The following is a 14,386-nucleotide window of genomic DNA, read 5'->3' as shown; positions in this document are numbered from 1 at the left end:
CATGCTGAATTTAATTATTGTGCATTTTTTCGGTTTATTAAGCCCCGGCCCTGATTTTTTATATGTGAGTCGCATGGCGGCCAGTAATTCAAGACGCAATACGATCTGTGGTATTTTGGGTATCACCCTTGGCGTGGCCATGTGGGCCGCCGCAGCGATTTTAGGCTTGGCGATTTTATTTAAAACCTTACCGATTTTACATGGTGTTATTATGTTACTCGGTGGCAGTTATTTGGCTTATCTTGGCGTAAAAATGGCGAAAAGTCGGCAAAATACCGTGTTTGCTGAACTTACGGAACAGGATTTTAACCAGAAAACGACCATTAAAACCGAAATCATGAAAGGCTTATGGGTTAATCTTTCCAATGCAAAAGTGGTGATTTATTTCAGCAGCGTGATGTCTTTGGTGTTAGTCAATATGCAAGAAATCTGGCAAATGGCTACGGCATTTATCATTATTCTGATTGAAACCTTTTTCTATTTTTATACCGTTTCTTTGTTATTTTCTCGCCCTTTCGCAAAACGTTTTTACAGTCAATATAGTCGTTATATTGATAATGTGGCGGGTGTTATCTTTTTAGCGTTTGGGGGGTATTTGGTTTATAGTGGTGTGCGGGAGATTTTGTTATAGGCTCGCCAATAATTTAATTTGTTGTTCATTCATAATGAAAATACCTGTTTTTGGTTATTATCTCAGAAACAGGTATTTACACAAATTTTGTTATAGGCTCTTTTATTTTTTAATATGTGTTCATTTTTATGTAGTTTGACATAATCTTTAAAGTTTTATGTTTTTCAGCAGACCCTTTTTTAAATAAATTTTGGTTTTCTTTGCTGACATTAAATTTATCAAAAAGAGAAATAATCATTTTATCAATTCCTATTAATGAATTAACTATTCCAATATTATAATATTTATTATCTAATATTTTCTCTAGATAATCCCCCCTAACCTGTAGAACTTGCATAAATTGAGATTCAGTTAGAGTATTTAATTTCCTTTCTAATTCAAGATTAAAATTATTTAGATTTTTTGAAAACTCTTTATACCCTACTAATTCATCAGGATTTAAAGGTTTAATTAAATCTTTATATGTGTAAGTTTTTCCCCTAAATGTGCTTTTAATTTGTTTCATTTCTTTGGTGACTTCACCATAGGAATATAATCTTGAACCATCTGGGGTGCAATATCTTATTTCTTTATCATAAAACATATTTTGGCAACCATAAGCAAAAACATTTTGTGAAATTAAAAATAAAGAACCACAAATTAAACCTGATTTAATTTTATTACTGAGCATATTTAAACTCCTTGTAAATAATTGATGATTTTTAAATGGATACAATCGTTAAACAGCCCTTATTTTACACCATTTCTTTGTTATTTTCTCGCCCTTTCGCAAAATATAGTCGTTATATTGATAATGTGGCGGGTATCATCTTTTTAGCTTTTGGGGGATATTTGGTTTATAGTGAAGTACAAGAAACTCTATCTTAAATAGATATAATAGTAGCTAAAATAGCAGAATATGTTATAATTTAGCTATTATTGTATCCATTTTAAGATTATGCTATTACCTTTTTATTCTGCCAACGAAACTCAACAAGCCTTTGCGGATTATTTGCGTAAAAAACGCAAAAGCAAAGGTTTTTCAAGAGAGCAACTGGCTAACATCAGTCTTGTGCCAGCCTCAACCATTAAGAAATTTGAAACCACAGGACAAATTTCTTTTCGTCAATTATTGCAACTTTGGCAAATTTTAGATGATTTAACCGCATTACATGAACTCACTAAACGTTCAACAGAACCTATGCCAAAAACCATTGAACAAGTGCTAGCCATGAATAAGGGGAAAAGATGAAAACAAATGATCTTTTAGATGTCTGGCGAACATTATCGAGCACTGAAAAAATCAACGTCGGGCAGTTAGCCAAGAATGCTCAAGGCATTTTCTTTCAATATGACCAAGATTATTTGGATAGGTTGCCAAATGGTAATTTATCACCGTTAAAATTGAAATTTAATGATGAATTACAACTGGCCCCAAGGTTATTTGAAGGCTTACATTCTGTTTTTTCTGATAGTTTGCCAGATGGTTGGGGGCGGTTGTTAATGGATCGCGTATTCATTCAACATCAAATTTCGCCACATAGCCTTTCACCTTTAGATCGTCTAGCCTATGTTGGTGACACGGCAATCGGGGCGTTATCTTATCAACCGATTTCGCCTTTTGCAGATCAAGATCCGAAATTAATTGAATTAACGCAATTAGGCACGGAGGCTCAAGCTATTTTTGATGGGCAAACGGAAGATGTGTTGACCGCACTTACCCAAATGGGCAGTTCTGGTGGTGCAAGACCAAAAGCTCAAGTCTATTTCCCAGCCCATTCTATGTCACAATGTCGCAGTCAATACCAACAAGGCGACAGTGCATGGATAGTGAAATTTACCTCTAACAATCTTGCGTTAAAACATGAAGAAGGTTTGTGTGAAATGCTTTATTTGGATTTAGCGGAACAAGCAGGGATTGACGTGCCTGAACATAATTTATTGAGTTTAAAGGTAAAATCAGGTGAACGTCATTGGTTGGCGATTAAACGCTTTGATTGTATAGAAACGGATAGCAATCAATTAGGGCGGTTGCATACACTGAGCGCTTGCGGTTTACTTGAAGCGAATTTCCGTGAACCGAGTTTAGATTATGCCGATTTAATTAAAGTGAGTAACTGGCTTTGTCAGGATCTTAATGCGGGGAAAATGCAATTTCGCCGAGCCATGTTTAATTTATTGATGCGCAATCAGGATGACCATTCTAAAAATTGGTCTTTCTTGCAAGATGATCAGGGAAAATGGACATTATCGCCTTTTTATGATGTGACCTTTAGCCCAAGTCCTTATGGCGAACACATGACGTCATTTAATGGTTTTGGCAAAAATCCACCATTAAAAGCCATTCAATCGCTTGCGAATATCGCTAATTTAGATTGGACAGAAGCATTACAAATTATTGACGAAGTGCAATACGGCGTACATTTATTTGATCGTTATGCGTCATTTTATGAAATAGGGAAAACAAGAAAAAAATTAATGCAAAATATGATCTATCAAACGTATAAAAATTCTCCGTTTTAGTGATTAAATTCCCTTGTTGCTATCCAACAATCTGATCACTTAAAAAATTTCCCCACGCAAACCTTTGCGGTTTTGTGTTATTTTCCATTCCTTGTTAGACTAATGTGCCATAACCATAACAGAAAGGAAATAACGCATGGATTATATTGAAATATTGGGCTATGTCGCCATGATTTTAGTGTCAGGATCGTTTTTATTAAAAGATATTGTGAAATTACGTTTGGTCAATTTGATTGGGGCAATTTGCTTTATTATTTATGGCTTGCTGATTAGTTCATGGCCAGTGGCGGGGTTGAATATCTTTGTGGCTTGTGTGAATGGCTATTATATTTATCAAAGCATGAAAACCAAGTGATTTTTTAGACCAACGAAAGGCGAGTATTAAGCTCGCCTTTATTTTAGCAAATCTTTTAAACTGGCTTTCATTACTGACATTTTCTTTTCATATTGAGCTTTGTTTTCTCGTTCATCAATCATATACATAATGGTTTGTGACAACGTCATGCCCATTTTGCGAGAATATTTAGATAGGCGTTGCCACACGGCATATTCTAAATCAATGGATTTCTTTTTAGTATGTTGTTTTTCCGCATTGAAAAAGCGTTTACGTCTGGCACGAATGGCTTGATCTAATTTAATGACTAAGTGTTCAGATAAATGATCGGCAATCCAAGCCTCAATTTGTTCGGGCTGATTTTTGCAAGCAATCAAGGCGATTACCTTATCTTCCGCTAAACTTTTTTCTTGATAGCGAGTAATATTTTCGCCATCTCGGTGTTTCTTGGTGAGATAAAGCCATTTCCATTGGGTTTCTTGATTTTCAAGTTTTTGATATTTCATTGTTTTCTCATTATTAGTGACGTGGTAACTGAAAATAATATACCTTTATTTTGTTTTTTTTTCTAGTAGATTTTTTGAATTTTGATGAAATGTGAGATAATGCGTGATTATTTGATTTGATAAGAGAAAGAAACGTGGCGTTATCCGAACAAAAATTAGCGTGGACCGCATTACAACCGCATTTGACGGCATTGGCAACAGAGGCAGGGGAACAACATCTGCGAGATTTTTTCGCCTTACAACCACGATCCTGTTCGGTTTTAACCCAATTCTTGCAAAATTCGCACCGCAGTTTGTTGGTGTTAAAAGCGGACGATCAAAGCGAATATGCAAGTGCGGTGGAAAAATGGGTAAAATCACAACAAGCACCGTTACAGGTATCGGGGGTTCAGTATGAAGTGGAACAAGGAGATAGTTTTTCCTTTGCCCAAGTGAACGTTCAACCGGCCCAATCCGTGCAAGATAATTTTGCTAGCAAAAAAACCGTCGCCACGGCACTGTATTTTGATCATGCAAGTTTGTTCGGCTCAATTCGGATTCATCCGACTTCCCATGATATTCAGCTTAATGCAGGTTTGGTACATCAACTGAATCATGGCGTGTTAATTTTAAGCGTGAGCCAGTTGTTAACGCATTTTGATTGTTGGGAACGCTTAAAACATATTTTGGTCACCAAGCAATTTGATTGGTATTCCGCCCATCCGTTTAAAGCCTTGCCATGCGAGATTCCCAGTTATCCATTAAATTTAAAGGTGATTTTACTTGGCAATAGGGAAGAATTAGCGACCTTGAATGAACTTGTGCCAGATCTTTACCATCTTGCAGAGTATAGCGAAATTGAAAGCTATGTCAGTGTGGAAAAAGCGCCACAGCAACAGGCATGGCAACAATATGTGTTGTCTTTTGCCGAACAACAATTTTCGCCTTTAACCCCTGACGGTTTGGATAAATTATATCAATGGCTCGTCAGGGAAAGTGAAAGTCGAGTGTTGATCAATACTTCTCCTTTGAAACTCACACAAATTCTCAGTGGTGCCAGTCAGTTAAGCGCAAATCACCATGCGTTAAGTGCGGTGGATATTGAACGATATTTTCAACAGCAATCTCAGCAACAAGGTTTTCTGCGTCAACAAGCCTATGCGGATATTTTTTATCATCAAGTTTATATTGAAACGGAAAATGAGGCGGTTGGGCAAATTAACGGATTATCCGTGGTGGAATTTAGCGGCACGCCAATGTCCTTTGGCGAGCCCTCTCGAATCAGTTGTATTGTGCAATTTGGTGATGGTGAAATTATTGATATCGAAAGAAAAAGCGAATTGGCCGGCAATGTGCATGGCAAAGGCATGATGATCGCAGAAAACTGTCTAGCCAATATTTTAGACATGCCGTCCCAACTGCCTTTTTCTGCCTCGCTAGTGTTTGAACAATCTTATGGCGAAATTGACGGCGACAGTGCGTCTTTAGCGGCTTTTTTAGTGCTAGCCAGTGCGTTATCGGATTTACCCATTCCGCAATCCATTGCTGTCACTGGATCCATTGATCAATTTGGTTTGGTGCATTCCGTGGGCGGTGTGAACGATAAAATTGAAGGCTTTTTTGCTATTTGTCAGGGCCGAGGATTAAACGGAAAACAGGGCGTAATTATTCCTGAATCCTGTTTGTATCAGCTTTCGTTGACAGACGAAGTGGTCACTGCGGTGAAAAATAATCAATTTTCTATTTGGGTAGTGAATGATGTGTTCGAGGCTTGTGAAATTTTGTTTGATCGCCCATTAGTTGCCGAACAACCAGCGCAAGAAAAAAGTGCTATCGCTCAACTGATCACAAAACGTATTGAGCAATATGCTGAACAACATCATGCACCGCCATTTTGGTTAAAATGGTTCAGTAAAAAATAACTGCTCGGAACTGTTTAGCGAACACGTGTTAGCTATATCTTTTTAAATCAAAGTCTGTTAATATGGCGTTAATTCAGTGAAATCACTGAAAAACACCATATTATTTAATTTAAAAGAGAAAAAAATGACTAACACCTGTACACCAAATGCAATGCCAGAACGAAAAAATGCTTACAATTATGAAGATTTATTAGCCTCTGGACGTGGTGAATTATTCGGCGAAAAAGGCCCACAACTTCCTGCACCTACCATGTTAATGATGGATAGAGTCGTGGAAATGAACGAAACGGGCGGTTTATTCGGTAAAGGCTATGTCGAGGCTGAATTAGATATTAAACCAGATTTATTCTTCTTCGATTGTCATTTTATCGGCGATCCAGTTATGCCAGGTTGTTTAGGTTTAGACGCCATGTGGCAGTTGGTTGGTTTCTATCTCGGTTGGATCGGTGGCGAGGGCAAAGGCCGTGCGTTAGGGGTTGGCGAAGTGAAATTTACTGGCCAAGTGTTGCCGACCAATAAAAAAGTGACCTATAAAATTCATTTCAAACGCGTGATCAACCGTAAATTAATTATGGGCGTAGCAGATGGCGAAGTGTTGGTTGATGGACGTGTGATTTATACGGCAACGGATTTGAAAGTGGGATTGTTTCAGGATACTTCAACTTTTTAATCAACCCAATTAAAAGAAAGGATACTTTAAAAAAGTATCCTTTTTTTTGTTTTTCCCATTGAAAATGCAAGATGAATATGTCAATATCCTAGCTATTCTCTATGTTATTCTGTTTATTATTTCAACTGCGAGGGCTTACTATGAAACTTAAAGCACTTTTCCTTTCAACCTTAATGGGATTATCGTTTAATGCTTTGGCAAAAAGTGCTGATATTACCACTGCGCCTGAAAAAGTAGACTACAAAACTTGGTTGGCTTATATTACTTCTGATCCGGATGAAATTCCTGCAGAGAAAAAACAAAAAATCTTTACTAGCTTAAGTAAAGCCATTGATGAAGGAAATAATGCCACTGCTAAACTTCGCCTTGGCGATCTTTATTATTATGGATTTGGCACAGAAATTAATAAATCCCTTGGGATGTACTGGTATGTGAGGGCCGCGACACAAGGCAATGCGGAGGCACAATATACTGTTGGGATAAATTATCTTACGGGCGATGGGTTAGACTCCTTTGCTTCTATGGTATGGTTTGAAAAAGCCGCCGCCCAAAGACATGCTCGGGCCATATGTGCTATGGGTTTTCATTATCAGAATGGCATTTCATCTGATGATGAGAATGTCCCGCCACTTCTTGCGATAGATGAAAAAAAAGCGAAAGCCTTGTTTGAAAAAGGCGAGAAACTTCAAAAAGGGGCTTGTGGTGGATTTGCTTATGATTAATCATCCCACCAACACCAAAATTGCCGCATCACCGCCCCATTCTCTTGGGGCTTGATGTAATGCTCGTACTTTAGGATGTTGTACCAGCCAACGGGGGATTTGTTTTTTTAGGGTGAATGTGCCGTAGCCTGTCATAATACTGGCACAAAAAAGATTGTCGTTTTCGCAGACTTGAATTAGGCTTGCCAGTTCTAATTTAGCTTGTTCTCGGGTTAGTCCATGCAAATCCAAAAAAATTTCAGGAGCAAAATCACCACGGCGAAGTTGTTTTAACAAATAGCTGTTTTCATTTTCTCGCAAATATTTCACCGCACTTTCTTCATTTAATAGGGGTTCGTATTCATCCGAAAAATAAAACAAGGTATCTTGCTTTTCTCGATCATTTTTAATCGCTGCTTTTTGCTGAAGTTTGAATTTATTCAGCTTTTGTGGTGGTACATAAGTGTCTTGCTTTAACGGTTTAATACCTTTGATTTCTTGTAAAAAAAGTGAGCGTTCGTCAATATCCGACATTCTTTTTATCCTAATAACGACAAATTTCGAGAATTTCTATATACTAACGGAAAATCATGATTTTACCAAATAGGAATAACAAAAATGGCTTTTTCTGAACAAACGTTGTCACAAGATTTACATACGATAAAAGATTATTTACGTTGGGCATACAGTACCTTTAATAGCGAACCCTTATTTTATGGGCAAGGTATGGATAATGCGTGGGACGAGGCCTCTTTATTGGTGTTGAGCAGTCTGAATTTACCCTTGGATGTGCCGACGGATTTGTATGATAGTCGTTTAACGCAGACAGAAAAAGTCCAGATTATTGAATTGGTGACGCAACGGGTAGAGCAGCGTATTCCCACACCGTATTTAGTGAATACCTCTTGGTTTTGTGGCTTACCGTTTTATGTGGATGAACGCGTGTTGATTCCTCGTTCGCCGATTGGTGAGTTAATCCAAAATGGCTTTGTGGATTTTGTGGAGCAAGCACCGAACCGAATTTTAGACATGTGTACCGGTAGTGGTTGTATTGCGATTGCTTGCGCAGATCGTTTTCCTGAGGCGGAAGTGGACGCAGTGGATTTAAGCCGTGATGCGTTGGATGTGGCGGAATATAATATTGAACGGCACGGTTTAACTGAACGGGTGATTCCGATTCAATCGGATTTATTTGCGCAGTTACCGCCAGATCAATATGATTTGATCGTCACCAATCCGCCTTATGTGGATCAAGAAGATTTAGATTGTATGCCAGAGGAATTTTCTCACGAACCAGAATTGGCCTTGGCAGCGGGTGAAGATGGTTTAGATTTGGTGGTTAAAATTCTTGCCGAATCGCCGAAATATCTCAAAAATAATGGCGTGTTAATTTGTGAAGTAGGCAATTCCATGATTCATTTGGAATCTCGTTTCCCCGAAGTGCCGTTTCATTGGATTGAGTTTAAAAATGGGGGATTAGGGGTGTTTTCTCTGACGAAAGCGGAATTGGAACAGTATCATCATTTATTTGTTTAACTAAAAAATAAGGGCGAATTCATGTTAAATTCGCCCCAATTGATTAATAGATTAATTCTTTAACAACCCAGAAGAACCTTCTTTATAATCCTTTGGAGGGGCTTCAGGCTCAACTGCCGTGGATTTTTCTGAATTCATAAAACTTTGCAAAAATAAACTTTTGTTGTTTGCATCAGGCAAAAGTTGTTCAGAAGATTTAGCAAGATGACGGTAAATTTTCTGATAATCTTGCGCCAAGGTTTTAAATAAATCGGCACTTTCAGCAAAATGTTTTTCTAATAATTGTTTTTGCGTGTCTAATTCTTGTTTGGTTTGTGACAACTCTTTGGCTGTTTCTGTTTGTTTTTTGACGGAACCCTTGGTTAGGCTAATTAACACGTAAGCTAAAATAAACCCGACAAAGAAACCAATGCCTGCCACTAACCACATTTCATTTGACCAGTTCTGAATATTTTGCATAATGCCCCCTTAATGTTATTGTTAATGCAAGATATAAAACTATTGTCTTATCATAGCGTTAAATTTTGCGTTTGTCTTGTATGAATTGATGATTTTTTGCGAAAAAGTGCGGTTATTTTTTGTTTATTTTTTCATACATGACTGGCTTTTCTCTGATAAACCTTGTATAATCGCACGACCCTGTAAATGTAGCGGTTTTCCCACCGCACATTATTTGTCGAGATCGCACTCGAAGGGGTGATGATTGAGATCAATGGTTGTGTTTGGAATTGGTTCAAACACTGGGTATTAATATTTAATATTGGTAATTTAATTAATGAAAACTTTTGTAGCAAAACCAGAAACAGTAAAACGTGACTGGTATGTAGTAGATGCGACAGGTAAAACGTTAGGTCGTTTAGCCACTGAATTAGCTCGTCGCCTTCGTGGTAAACATAAAGCGGAATACACGCCACACGTTGATACTGGCGATTATATCGTGGTAATCAATGCGGAGAAAGTAGCCGTAACAGGTCGTAAAGCAGACGACAAAATTTACTACTGGCACACTGGCTATGTAGGCGGTATCAAACAAGCGACTTTTAAAGAAATGATTGCTCGCCGTCCAGAAGCAGTGATTGAAATTGCGGTGAAAGGTATGTTGCCAAAAGGTCCATTAGGCCGTGCAATGTTCCGCAAATTGAAAGTGTACGCAGGTTCACAACATGAACACGCTGCACAACAACCACAAGTTTTAGATATTTAATCACGGAGCAGAAAAATGACAGCAGCAAATCAAAACTACGGCACAGGTCGCCGCAAAAGCTCTTCAGCTCGTGTATTTATCAAACCGGGCAATGGTAACATCACCATTAACCAACGTTCTTTAGACGTATATTTCGGTCGTGAAACATCACGTATGATCGTACGTCAACCATTAGAACTTGTTGAGTTAACTGATAAATTAGACCTTTACATCACTGTAACTGGTGGTGGTATTTCTGGTCAAGCGGGTGCAATCCGTCACGGTATCACTCGTGCATTGATGGCATACGACGAATCTTTACGTCCAGCATTACGTGCTGCGGGCTTTGTTACCCGTGATGCTCGTCGTGTTGAACGTAAAAAAGTGGGTTTACACAAAGCACGTCGTCGTCCACAATACTCAAAACGTTAATTCTTTATTTTTCGTTTTATACAGAAATTGCAAGTCGAAAGGCTTGCAATTTTTTTGTCTATTTTTGGCGAAAAGCGCGGTATTTTTTCACATCTTTTTAATAATCATTTTTATTTTAAAATAATAGGAAATAACACTTGCTTTAATAGGGGATTAATGTTCTAATACGCCCCAGCTACACGATAGTTTATAAAATGCGTTATTAGTTCTTCCGTATCACAAGTTTTAAATTTGTTCTTGGATTTTTATTAATATCAGTTTCTATATCCCTTCTTAGCGTTATTGCTTGCATTTCCAAGCGCAAATTTAAATTTTAAAATATAAGGAAGACAACATGTCTAAATTAAACGGTTCTGTAAAATGGTTCAACTCTGATAAAGGTTTTGGTTTCATCACTCCAGCAAATGGCGGAAAAGATTTATTCGTTCATTTCTCTGGTATCGTGGGTGACAACTACAAAACTTTAAACGAAGGTGACAACGTAGAATATAATGTACAAGATTCTCAACGTGGTCCTGCGGCAATTGATGTTGTTGTGATTAAATAATAAATTATTTATTGCGAATTTTAATCCCCAGATAATTTCTGGGGATTTTTTTATATTGGGTGTTAAATTAGGTTTATAAAATAATGGTTTTATTTTGGAACACAAATAACCGATCATGAATTGCTAAATCTAACGCACGACTTAATACGGTTTTTTCCACATCTCGTCCCGCTTTCATCATCATTTCTGCGGAATAAGTATGATCCACATTGATGACATTTTGCATAATAATTGGGCCCTCATCTAATTCATTATTAATAAAATGTGCGGTTGCCCCAATAATTTTTACCCCACGTTCATAAGCCCGTTTATAGGGATTCGCACCAATAAAGGCCGGTAAAAAAGAATGGTGAATATTGATCACTCGATTTGGATAACGAGCGACAAATTCAGGATTTAATACACGCATATATTTGGCGAGCACAATAAAATCAGGCTGATATTCATCAATTTTGTCGGCCAATAATTTATCATGTTCTACACGTGTTAAATTTTCGTGACTAATACAATGAAAAGGCACATCAAAGCGTTCAACAAGGGAACGTAAATGTTCATGATTGCCGACGACCGCCGCAATTTCAAGATCTAAGCCGCCATAATAGGTTTTCATTAATATATCACCTAAACAATGGGCCTCTTTGGTGACTAAAATTACAATACGTTTTTTTCGGCAACTATCAATTAAACGGCAGTTTGTCCCTTGTGGTAAACTAAAATTTAAATCCGCTAGCAAGGTTTCTTCATTAAAAATACCTTGTAATTCGGTGCGCATAAAGAAATGTTTGGTTTCAAAATCCACAAATTCGTTATTATGTATAATATTTAATTGGTGCTTATAACAAATATTCGTAATCTTTGCGATAAGTCCTTTATCATCAGGACAGTCGGTTAATAAAATTTTATTTTCAATCATATGCGTTTTCTTTGTATTGGAGATAAATAAAACCCATTAATTAATGGGTTTTATCGGAAAAGTGAGGCGAATTAGAGTTTAAAATCGTCTAAGGATTTTCCTGCATCTAAGGCATTTTTAATAGCTTTCGGCGTACGACCTTGACCACTCCAAGTACGTTGTTCACCATTGTCATCAATATATTGATATTTTGCAGGCAGTGAAGTGCGTTGTTTTTTGACTTTGTTTTCTGCATGATTATCAATTAATTCAGATAAGGAAATCCCTTTTTCTTTCAGTTCAGCTTGATATTTTTTTATCAGCTCTTGACGTGCTTTGATTTCCGCCACTTGCGCCTCGGCGGCTTTGCGTTTTTCATCAATAATAAGTTGTAATTTTTCTAAGACTTGTTCTGCTTTAGCTAAGTCAATCGTATTAATTGCCGCACGTAAGCTACGTAAGTTAGTTAATACATTTACGAGGTTACTCATATTATATTCTCCAGTGATAAGTTAATTTAAAATTAGATATGAATAATCATATCCTTATTCTTGTTTTTTGTAAATATTTTGTTTTTTACGGAAATAATGAAAAAATATTTTTCATACCTATTGGCATTTGTCCATTATTGAGGTAATCTTTGCACATCCTACAAATGTAGAGGTGCGGATATTATAAGTATTTTTTCCGAGTGGATAACGAAGAAGAAAAAGGAAAGGAATATTCGCCGAAATCAATTAAAAGTCATTTTAATTGGTTGGTGACGTTATCGAAAGAAACGTTACTGTCATAGTCGAGGGTGTAATTTATTACGCCACTTTATTTACTATGGAGCGCTACTGTTAGGGGTGGTTTTTACTGCCTTTATTGCTAAATTATTTTCATTGGTTTTATGATGAAAGTAATGTCAGTGGTTCTCCCTTACTTTAGGTAGAACGTATGGATCTTATCGATTTTTCCTCCTCAATTTGGTCGGTTGTACCGCCATTATTAGCGCTCGGGTTGGCGATTATTACCCGTAAAGTCTTGTTGTCATTAAGTATTGGTATTATTGTGGGTGCTTTAATGCTCACCAATGCTCAGGTGGGATCAACACTGAGCTATCTTTTTGAACGTGTCTCTTCATTAATTTATGAAGTGGACGAACAAGGTCAGTTTGCTTTCAATGACAGCAATCTTCATATTATTCTTTTCTTATTATTGCTGGGAATTTTAACCGCACTTTTGAGCGTGTCGGGCAGTAATCAAGCCTTTGCTGAATGGGCGCAAAAGCGCATTAAAGGGCGTCGTGGGGCGAAATTAATGGCGGCCTGTTTGGTGTTTGTGACCTTTATTGATGACTATTTTCATAGTTTAGCGGTAGGCGCCATTGCACGTCCTGTCACTGATAAATTTCATGTGTCACGTGCAAAATTGGCTTATATTTTAGACTCCACCGCCGCACCAATGTGCGTGATGATGCCCGTTTCCAGTTGGGGGGCCTATATTATGACCCTGATTGCGGGCTTATTAGCAGAACATGCCATTACCGGTTATTCGCCATTTAGTGCCTTTATGACCATGAGTGCGATGAATTTCTATGCGATTTTCTCTATGGTGATGGTTTTTGTGGTGGCGTATTTTTCTTTTGATATTGGTCCAATGGCAACGCATGAACAGTTGGCGTTAGCACAAGCGACGGAAGAAAGCGAAGTGCAAGAGCAAAGCTCGGGGAAAGTGCGCAATTTGGTGTTGCCAATTATCACCTTGATTGTCGCCACCGTGGCAATGATGATGAAAACCGGTAATGATGTGTTAAGTGCAGATGGTAAACCGTTTAGCGTGTTGGGCGCCTTTGAGAATACCACCGTTGGGATTTCCTTAGTAGTGGGTGGTGTTTGTGCTTTGGTGGTATCGAGCTTATTAATTTTAGCTAACCGCAATGTGAGTTTAAACGAATACGGAAAATCTTGGTGGGTGGGTGTGAAATCCATGTTAGGCGCCATTGCCATTTTATTCTTCGCTTGGACGATTAATAAAATTGTGGGCGATATGCAAACGGGAAAATACTTGTCTACCTTAATTTCTGACAATTTAAATCCAGCCTTTTTACCTGCAATCCTCTTTGTTTTAGGGGCGGCCATGGCCTTTTCAACGGGCACCAGTTGGGGAACCTTTGGGATTATGTTACCGATTGCGGCTGCTATTGCGGTGAATGCCTCACCGGAATTATTGTTGCCTTGCTTGTCAGCGGTCATGGCGGGGGCGGTATGTGGTGACCATTGTTCACCTGTTTCAGATACCACGATTTTATCCTCAACGGGAGCGAAATGTAACCATATTGATCATGTGACGACACAGTTGCCTTATGCGTTATTAGTGGCATTAGCGACCACCATTGGTTATTTAGTGATCGGTTTCACTCAGTCTGGTTGGTTAGGTTTTATTACGACGGGTGCCGTGTTGTTTATCACGATATTGATCAGTAGAAAACGCTAAAATTGTGATCTGATGAAAATTTTTAAATAAAATTTTATTTTGTTTTGTTTTTATAAAATGCGGCTTTATGTCG

19 protein-coding genes and 1 riboswitch are annotated in these 14,386 nt (G+C 37.8%); of the genes, 13 read left to right on the top strand and 6 right to left on the bottom strand.

The features are described 5' to 3' along the window. The first annotated feature begins 1 nt into the window (after position 1). Complete coding sequence (locus ACTG7X_RS05760) at positions 2–631, top strand: homoserine/threonine efflux transporter (protein ID WP_439257588.1); 630 nt, start codon at positions 2–4, stop codon at positions 629–631. Positions 632–740: 109 nt separating this feature from the next. On the opposite strand, the gene ACTG7X_RS05755 is transcribed toward ACTG7X_RS05760, so the two are convergent. Further along, a complete protein-coding gene (locus tag ACTG7X_RS05755; RefSeq protein ID WP_439257587.1) occupies positions 741–1,301 on the bottom strand; it encodes a hypothetical protein in 561 nt (186 codons plus the stop codon). A gap of 35 nt (positions 1,302–1,336) precedes the next feature. Here ACTG7X_RS05755 and ACTG7X_RS05750 point away from each other — a divergent pair, with 35 nt between their 5' ends. The 4 genes from ACTG7X_RS05750 to ACTG7X_RS05735 all read left to right on the top strand — a co-directional run bounded on the left by ACTG7X_RS05750 (position 1,337) and on the right by ACTG7X_RS05735 (position 3,488). Then, entirely contained in the window at positions 1,337–1,498 is a 162-nt protein-coding gene (locus ACTG7X_RS05750) for a hypothetical protein (protein WP_439257654.1), read from the top strand. Between the two features lie 70 nt (positions 1,499–1,568). Then, entirely contained in the window at positions 1,569–1,862 is a 294-nt protein-coding gene (locus tag ACTG7X_RS05745; protein ID WP_439257586.1) for a helix-turn-helix domain-containing protein, read from the top strand. Further along, positions 1,859–3,133: a type II toxin-antitoxin system HipA family toxin gene (locus ACTG7X_RS05740; RefSeq protein WP_439257585.1), complete on the top strand. Its 1,275-nt coding sequence runs from the start codon at positions 1,859–1,861 to the stop codon at positions 3,131–3,133. Before ACTG7X_RS05745 ends, ACTG7X_RS05740 begins: the two co-directional genes overlap by 4 nt. A 136-nt stretch (positions 3,134–3,269) precedes the next feature. Further along, a complete protein-coding gene (locus tag ACTG7X_RS05735; RefSeq protein ID WP_439257584.1) occupies positions 3,270–3,488 on the top strand; it encodes a YgjV family protein in 219 nt (72 codons plus the stop codon). A gap of 38 nt (positions 3,489–3,526) precedes the next feature. Here the strand turns inward: ACTG7X_RS05735 and matP are convergent, their stop codons facing one another. Further along, positions 3,527–3,973, bottom strand: a complete 447-nt coding sequence (matP, locus tag ACTG7X_RS05730; RefSeq protein WP_439257583.1) for a macrodomain Ter protein MatP — start codon at positions 3,971–3,973, stop codon at positions 3,527–3,529. A gap of 134 nt (positions 3,974–4,107) precedes the next feature. Between matP and ACTG7X_RS05725 the strand changes: the two genes are divergently transcribed. From ACTG7X_RS05725 to ACTG7X_RS05715, 3 genes are all read left to right on the top strand, one after another. Continuing rightward, complete coding sequence (locus ACTG7X_RS05725) at positions 4,108–5,874, top strand: AAA family ATPase (RefSeq protein WP_439257582.1); 1,767 nt, start codon at positions 4,108–4,110, stop codon at positions 5,872–5,874. A gap of 124 nt (positions 5,875–5,998) precedes the next feature. After that, complete coding sequence (fabA, locus tag ACTG7X_RS05720) at positions 5,999–6,544, top strand: 3-hydroxyacyl-[acyl-carrier-protein] dehydratase FabA (RefSeq protein ID WP_439242338.1); 546 nt, start codon at positions 5,999–6,001, stop codon at positions 6,542–6,544. A gap of 140 nt (positions 6,545–6,684) precedes the next feature. After that, positions 6,685–7,266 carry a tetratricopeptide repeat protein gene (locus ACTG7X_RS05715; protein ID WP_439257581.1) on the top strand — a complete coding sequence of 194 codons (582 nt, stop codon included), beginning with the start codon at positions 6,685–6,687 and terminating at the stop codon, positions 7,264–7,266. Here the strand turns inward: ACTG7X_RS05715 and smrB are convergent, their stop codons facing one another. Then, on the bottom strand, positions 7,267–7,779 hold the full coding sequence (smrB, locus tag ACTG7X_RS05710; protein WP_439257580.1) for an endonuclease SmrB: 513 nt from the start codon (positions 7,777–7,779) through the stop codon (positions 7,267–7,269). An 84-nt stretch (positions 7,780–7,863) separates the two neighbouring features. Here smrB and prmB point away from each other — a divergent pair, with 84 nt between their 5' ends. Continuing rightward, the gene (prmB, locus tag ACTG7X_RS05705) at positions 7,864–8,781 is read left to right on the top strand and encodes a 50S ribosomal protein L3 N(5)-glutamine methyltransferase (protein ID WP_439257579.1); all 918 of its coding nucleotides are present in this window, start codon (positions 7,864–7,866) and stop codon (positions 8,779–8,781) included. Between the two features lie 51 nt (positions 8,782–8,832). Here the strand turns inward: prmB and ACTG7X_RS05700 are convergent, their stop codons facing one another. Continuing rightward, complete coding sequence (locus ACTG7X_RS05700; RefSeq protein WP_439257650.1) at positions 8,833–9,231, bottom strand: YhcB family protein; 399 nt, start codon at positions 9,229–9,231, stop codon at positions 8,833–8,835. A gap of 325 nt (positions 9,232–9,556) precedes the next feature. On the opposite strand from ACTG7X_RS05700, the gene rplM reads away from it, so the two are divergent. The 3 genes from rplM to cspE all read left to right on the top strand — a co-directional run bounded on the left by rplM (position 9,557) and on the right by cspE (position 10,943). Continuing rightward, positions 9,557–9,985, top strand: a complete 429-nt coding sequence (gene rplM, locus ACTG7X_RS05695) for a 50S ribosomal protein L13 (protein WP_439242508.1) — start codon at positions 9,557–9,559, stop codon at positions 9,983–9,985. 15 nt (positions 9,986–10,000) lie between these two features. Then, positions 10,001–10,396 carry a 30S ribosomal protein S9 gene (gene rpsI / locus ACTG7X_RS05690; RefSeq protein ID WP_439242510.1) on the top strand — a complete coding sequence of 132 codons (396 nt, stop codon included), beginning with the start codon at positions 10,001–10,003 and terminating at the stop codon, positions 10,394–10,396. A gap of 334 nt (positions 10,397–10,730) precedes the next feature. Next, positions 10,731–10,943, top strand: a complete 213-nt coding sequence (cspE, locus tag ACTG7X_RS05685) for a transcription antiterminator/RNA stability regulator CspE (protein ID WP_386685963.1) — start codon at positions 10,731–10,733, stop codon at positions 10,941–10,943. 73 nt (positions 10,944–11,016) lie between these two features. Here the strand turns inward: cspE and purU are convergent, their stop codons facing one another. Both purU and ACTG7X_RS05675 read right to left on the bottom strand, forming a co-directional pair. After that, a complete protein-coding gene (gene purU, locus ACTG7X_RS05680) occupies positions 11,017–11,856 on the bottom strand; it encodes a formyltetrahydrofolate deformylase (protein WP_439257578.1) in 840 nt (279 codons plus the stop codon). 71 nt (positions 11,857–11,927) lie between these two features. Beyond that, the gene (locus ACTG7X_RS05675) at positions 11,928–12,326 is read right to left on the bottom strand and encodes an H-NS family histone-like protein (RefSeq protein WP_439257577.1); all 399 of its coding nucleotides are present in this window, start codon (positions 12,324–12,326) and stop codon (positions 11,928–11,930) included. A 159-nt stretch (positions 12,327–12,485) separates the two neighbouring features. Next, a riboswitch (Lysine riboswitch) is annotated at positions 12,486–12,682 on the top strand. Positions 12,683–12,774: 92 nt separating this feature from the next. Between ACTG7X_RS05675 and ACTG7X_RS05670 the strand changes: the two genes are divergently transcribed. After that, positions 12,775–14,313, top strand: a complete 1,539-nt coding sequence (locus ACTG7X_RS05670) for a Na+/H+ antiporter NhaC family protein (protein ID WP_439257576.1) — start codon at positions 12,775–12,777, stop codon at positions 14,311–14,313. The last annotated feature ends 73 nt before the right edge of the window (positions 14,314–14,386 follow it).

Source organism: Lonepinella sp. BR2271, from assembly GCF_051851515.1.
Lineage (GTDB): Bacteria > Pseudomonadota > Gammaproteobacteria > Enterobacterales > Pasteurellaceae > Lonepinella.
The sequence above is the reverse complement of the archived record's forward strand: the minus strand, read 5'-3'. Positions and strand labels throughout refer to the sequence as shown.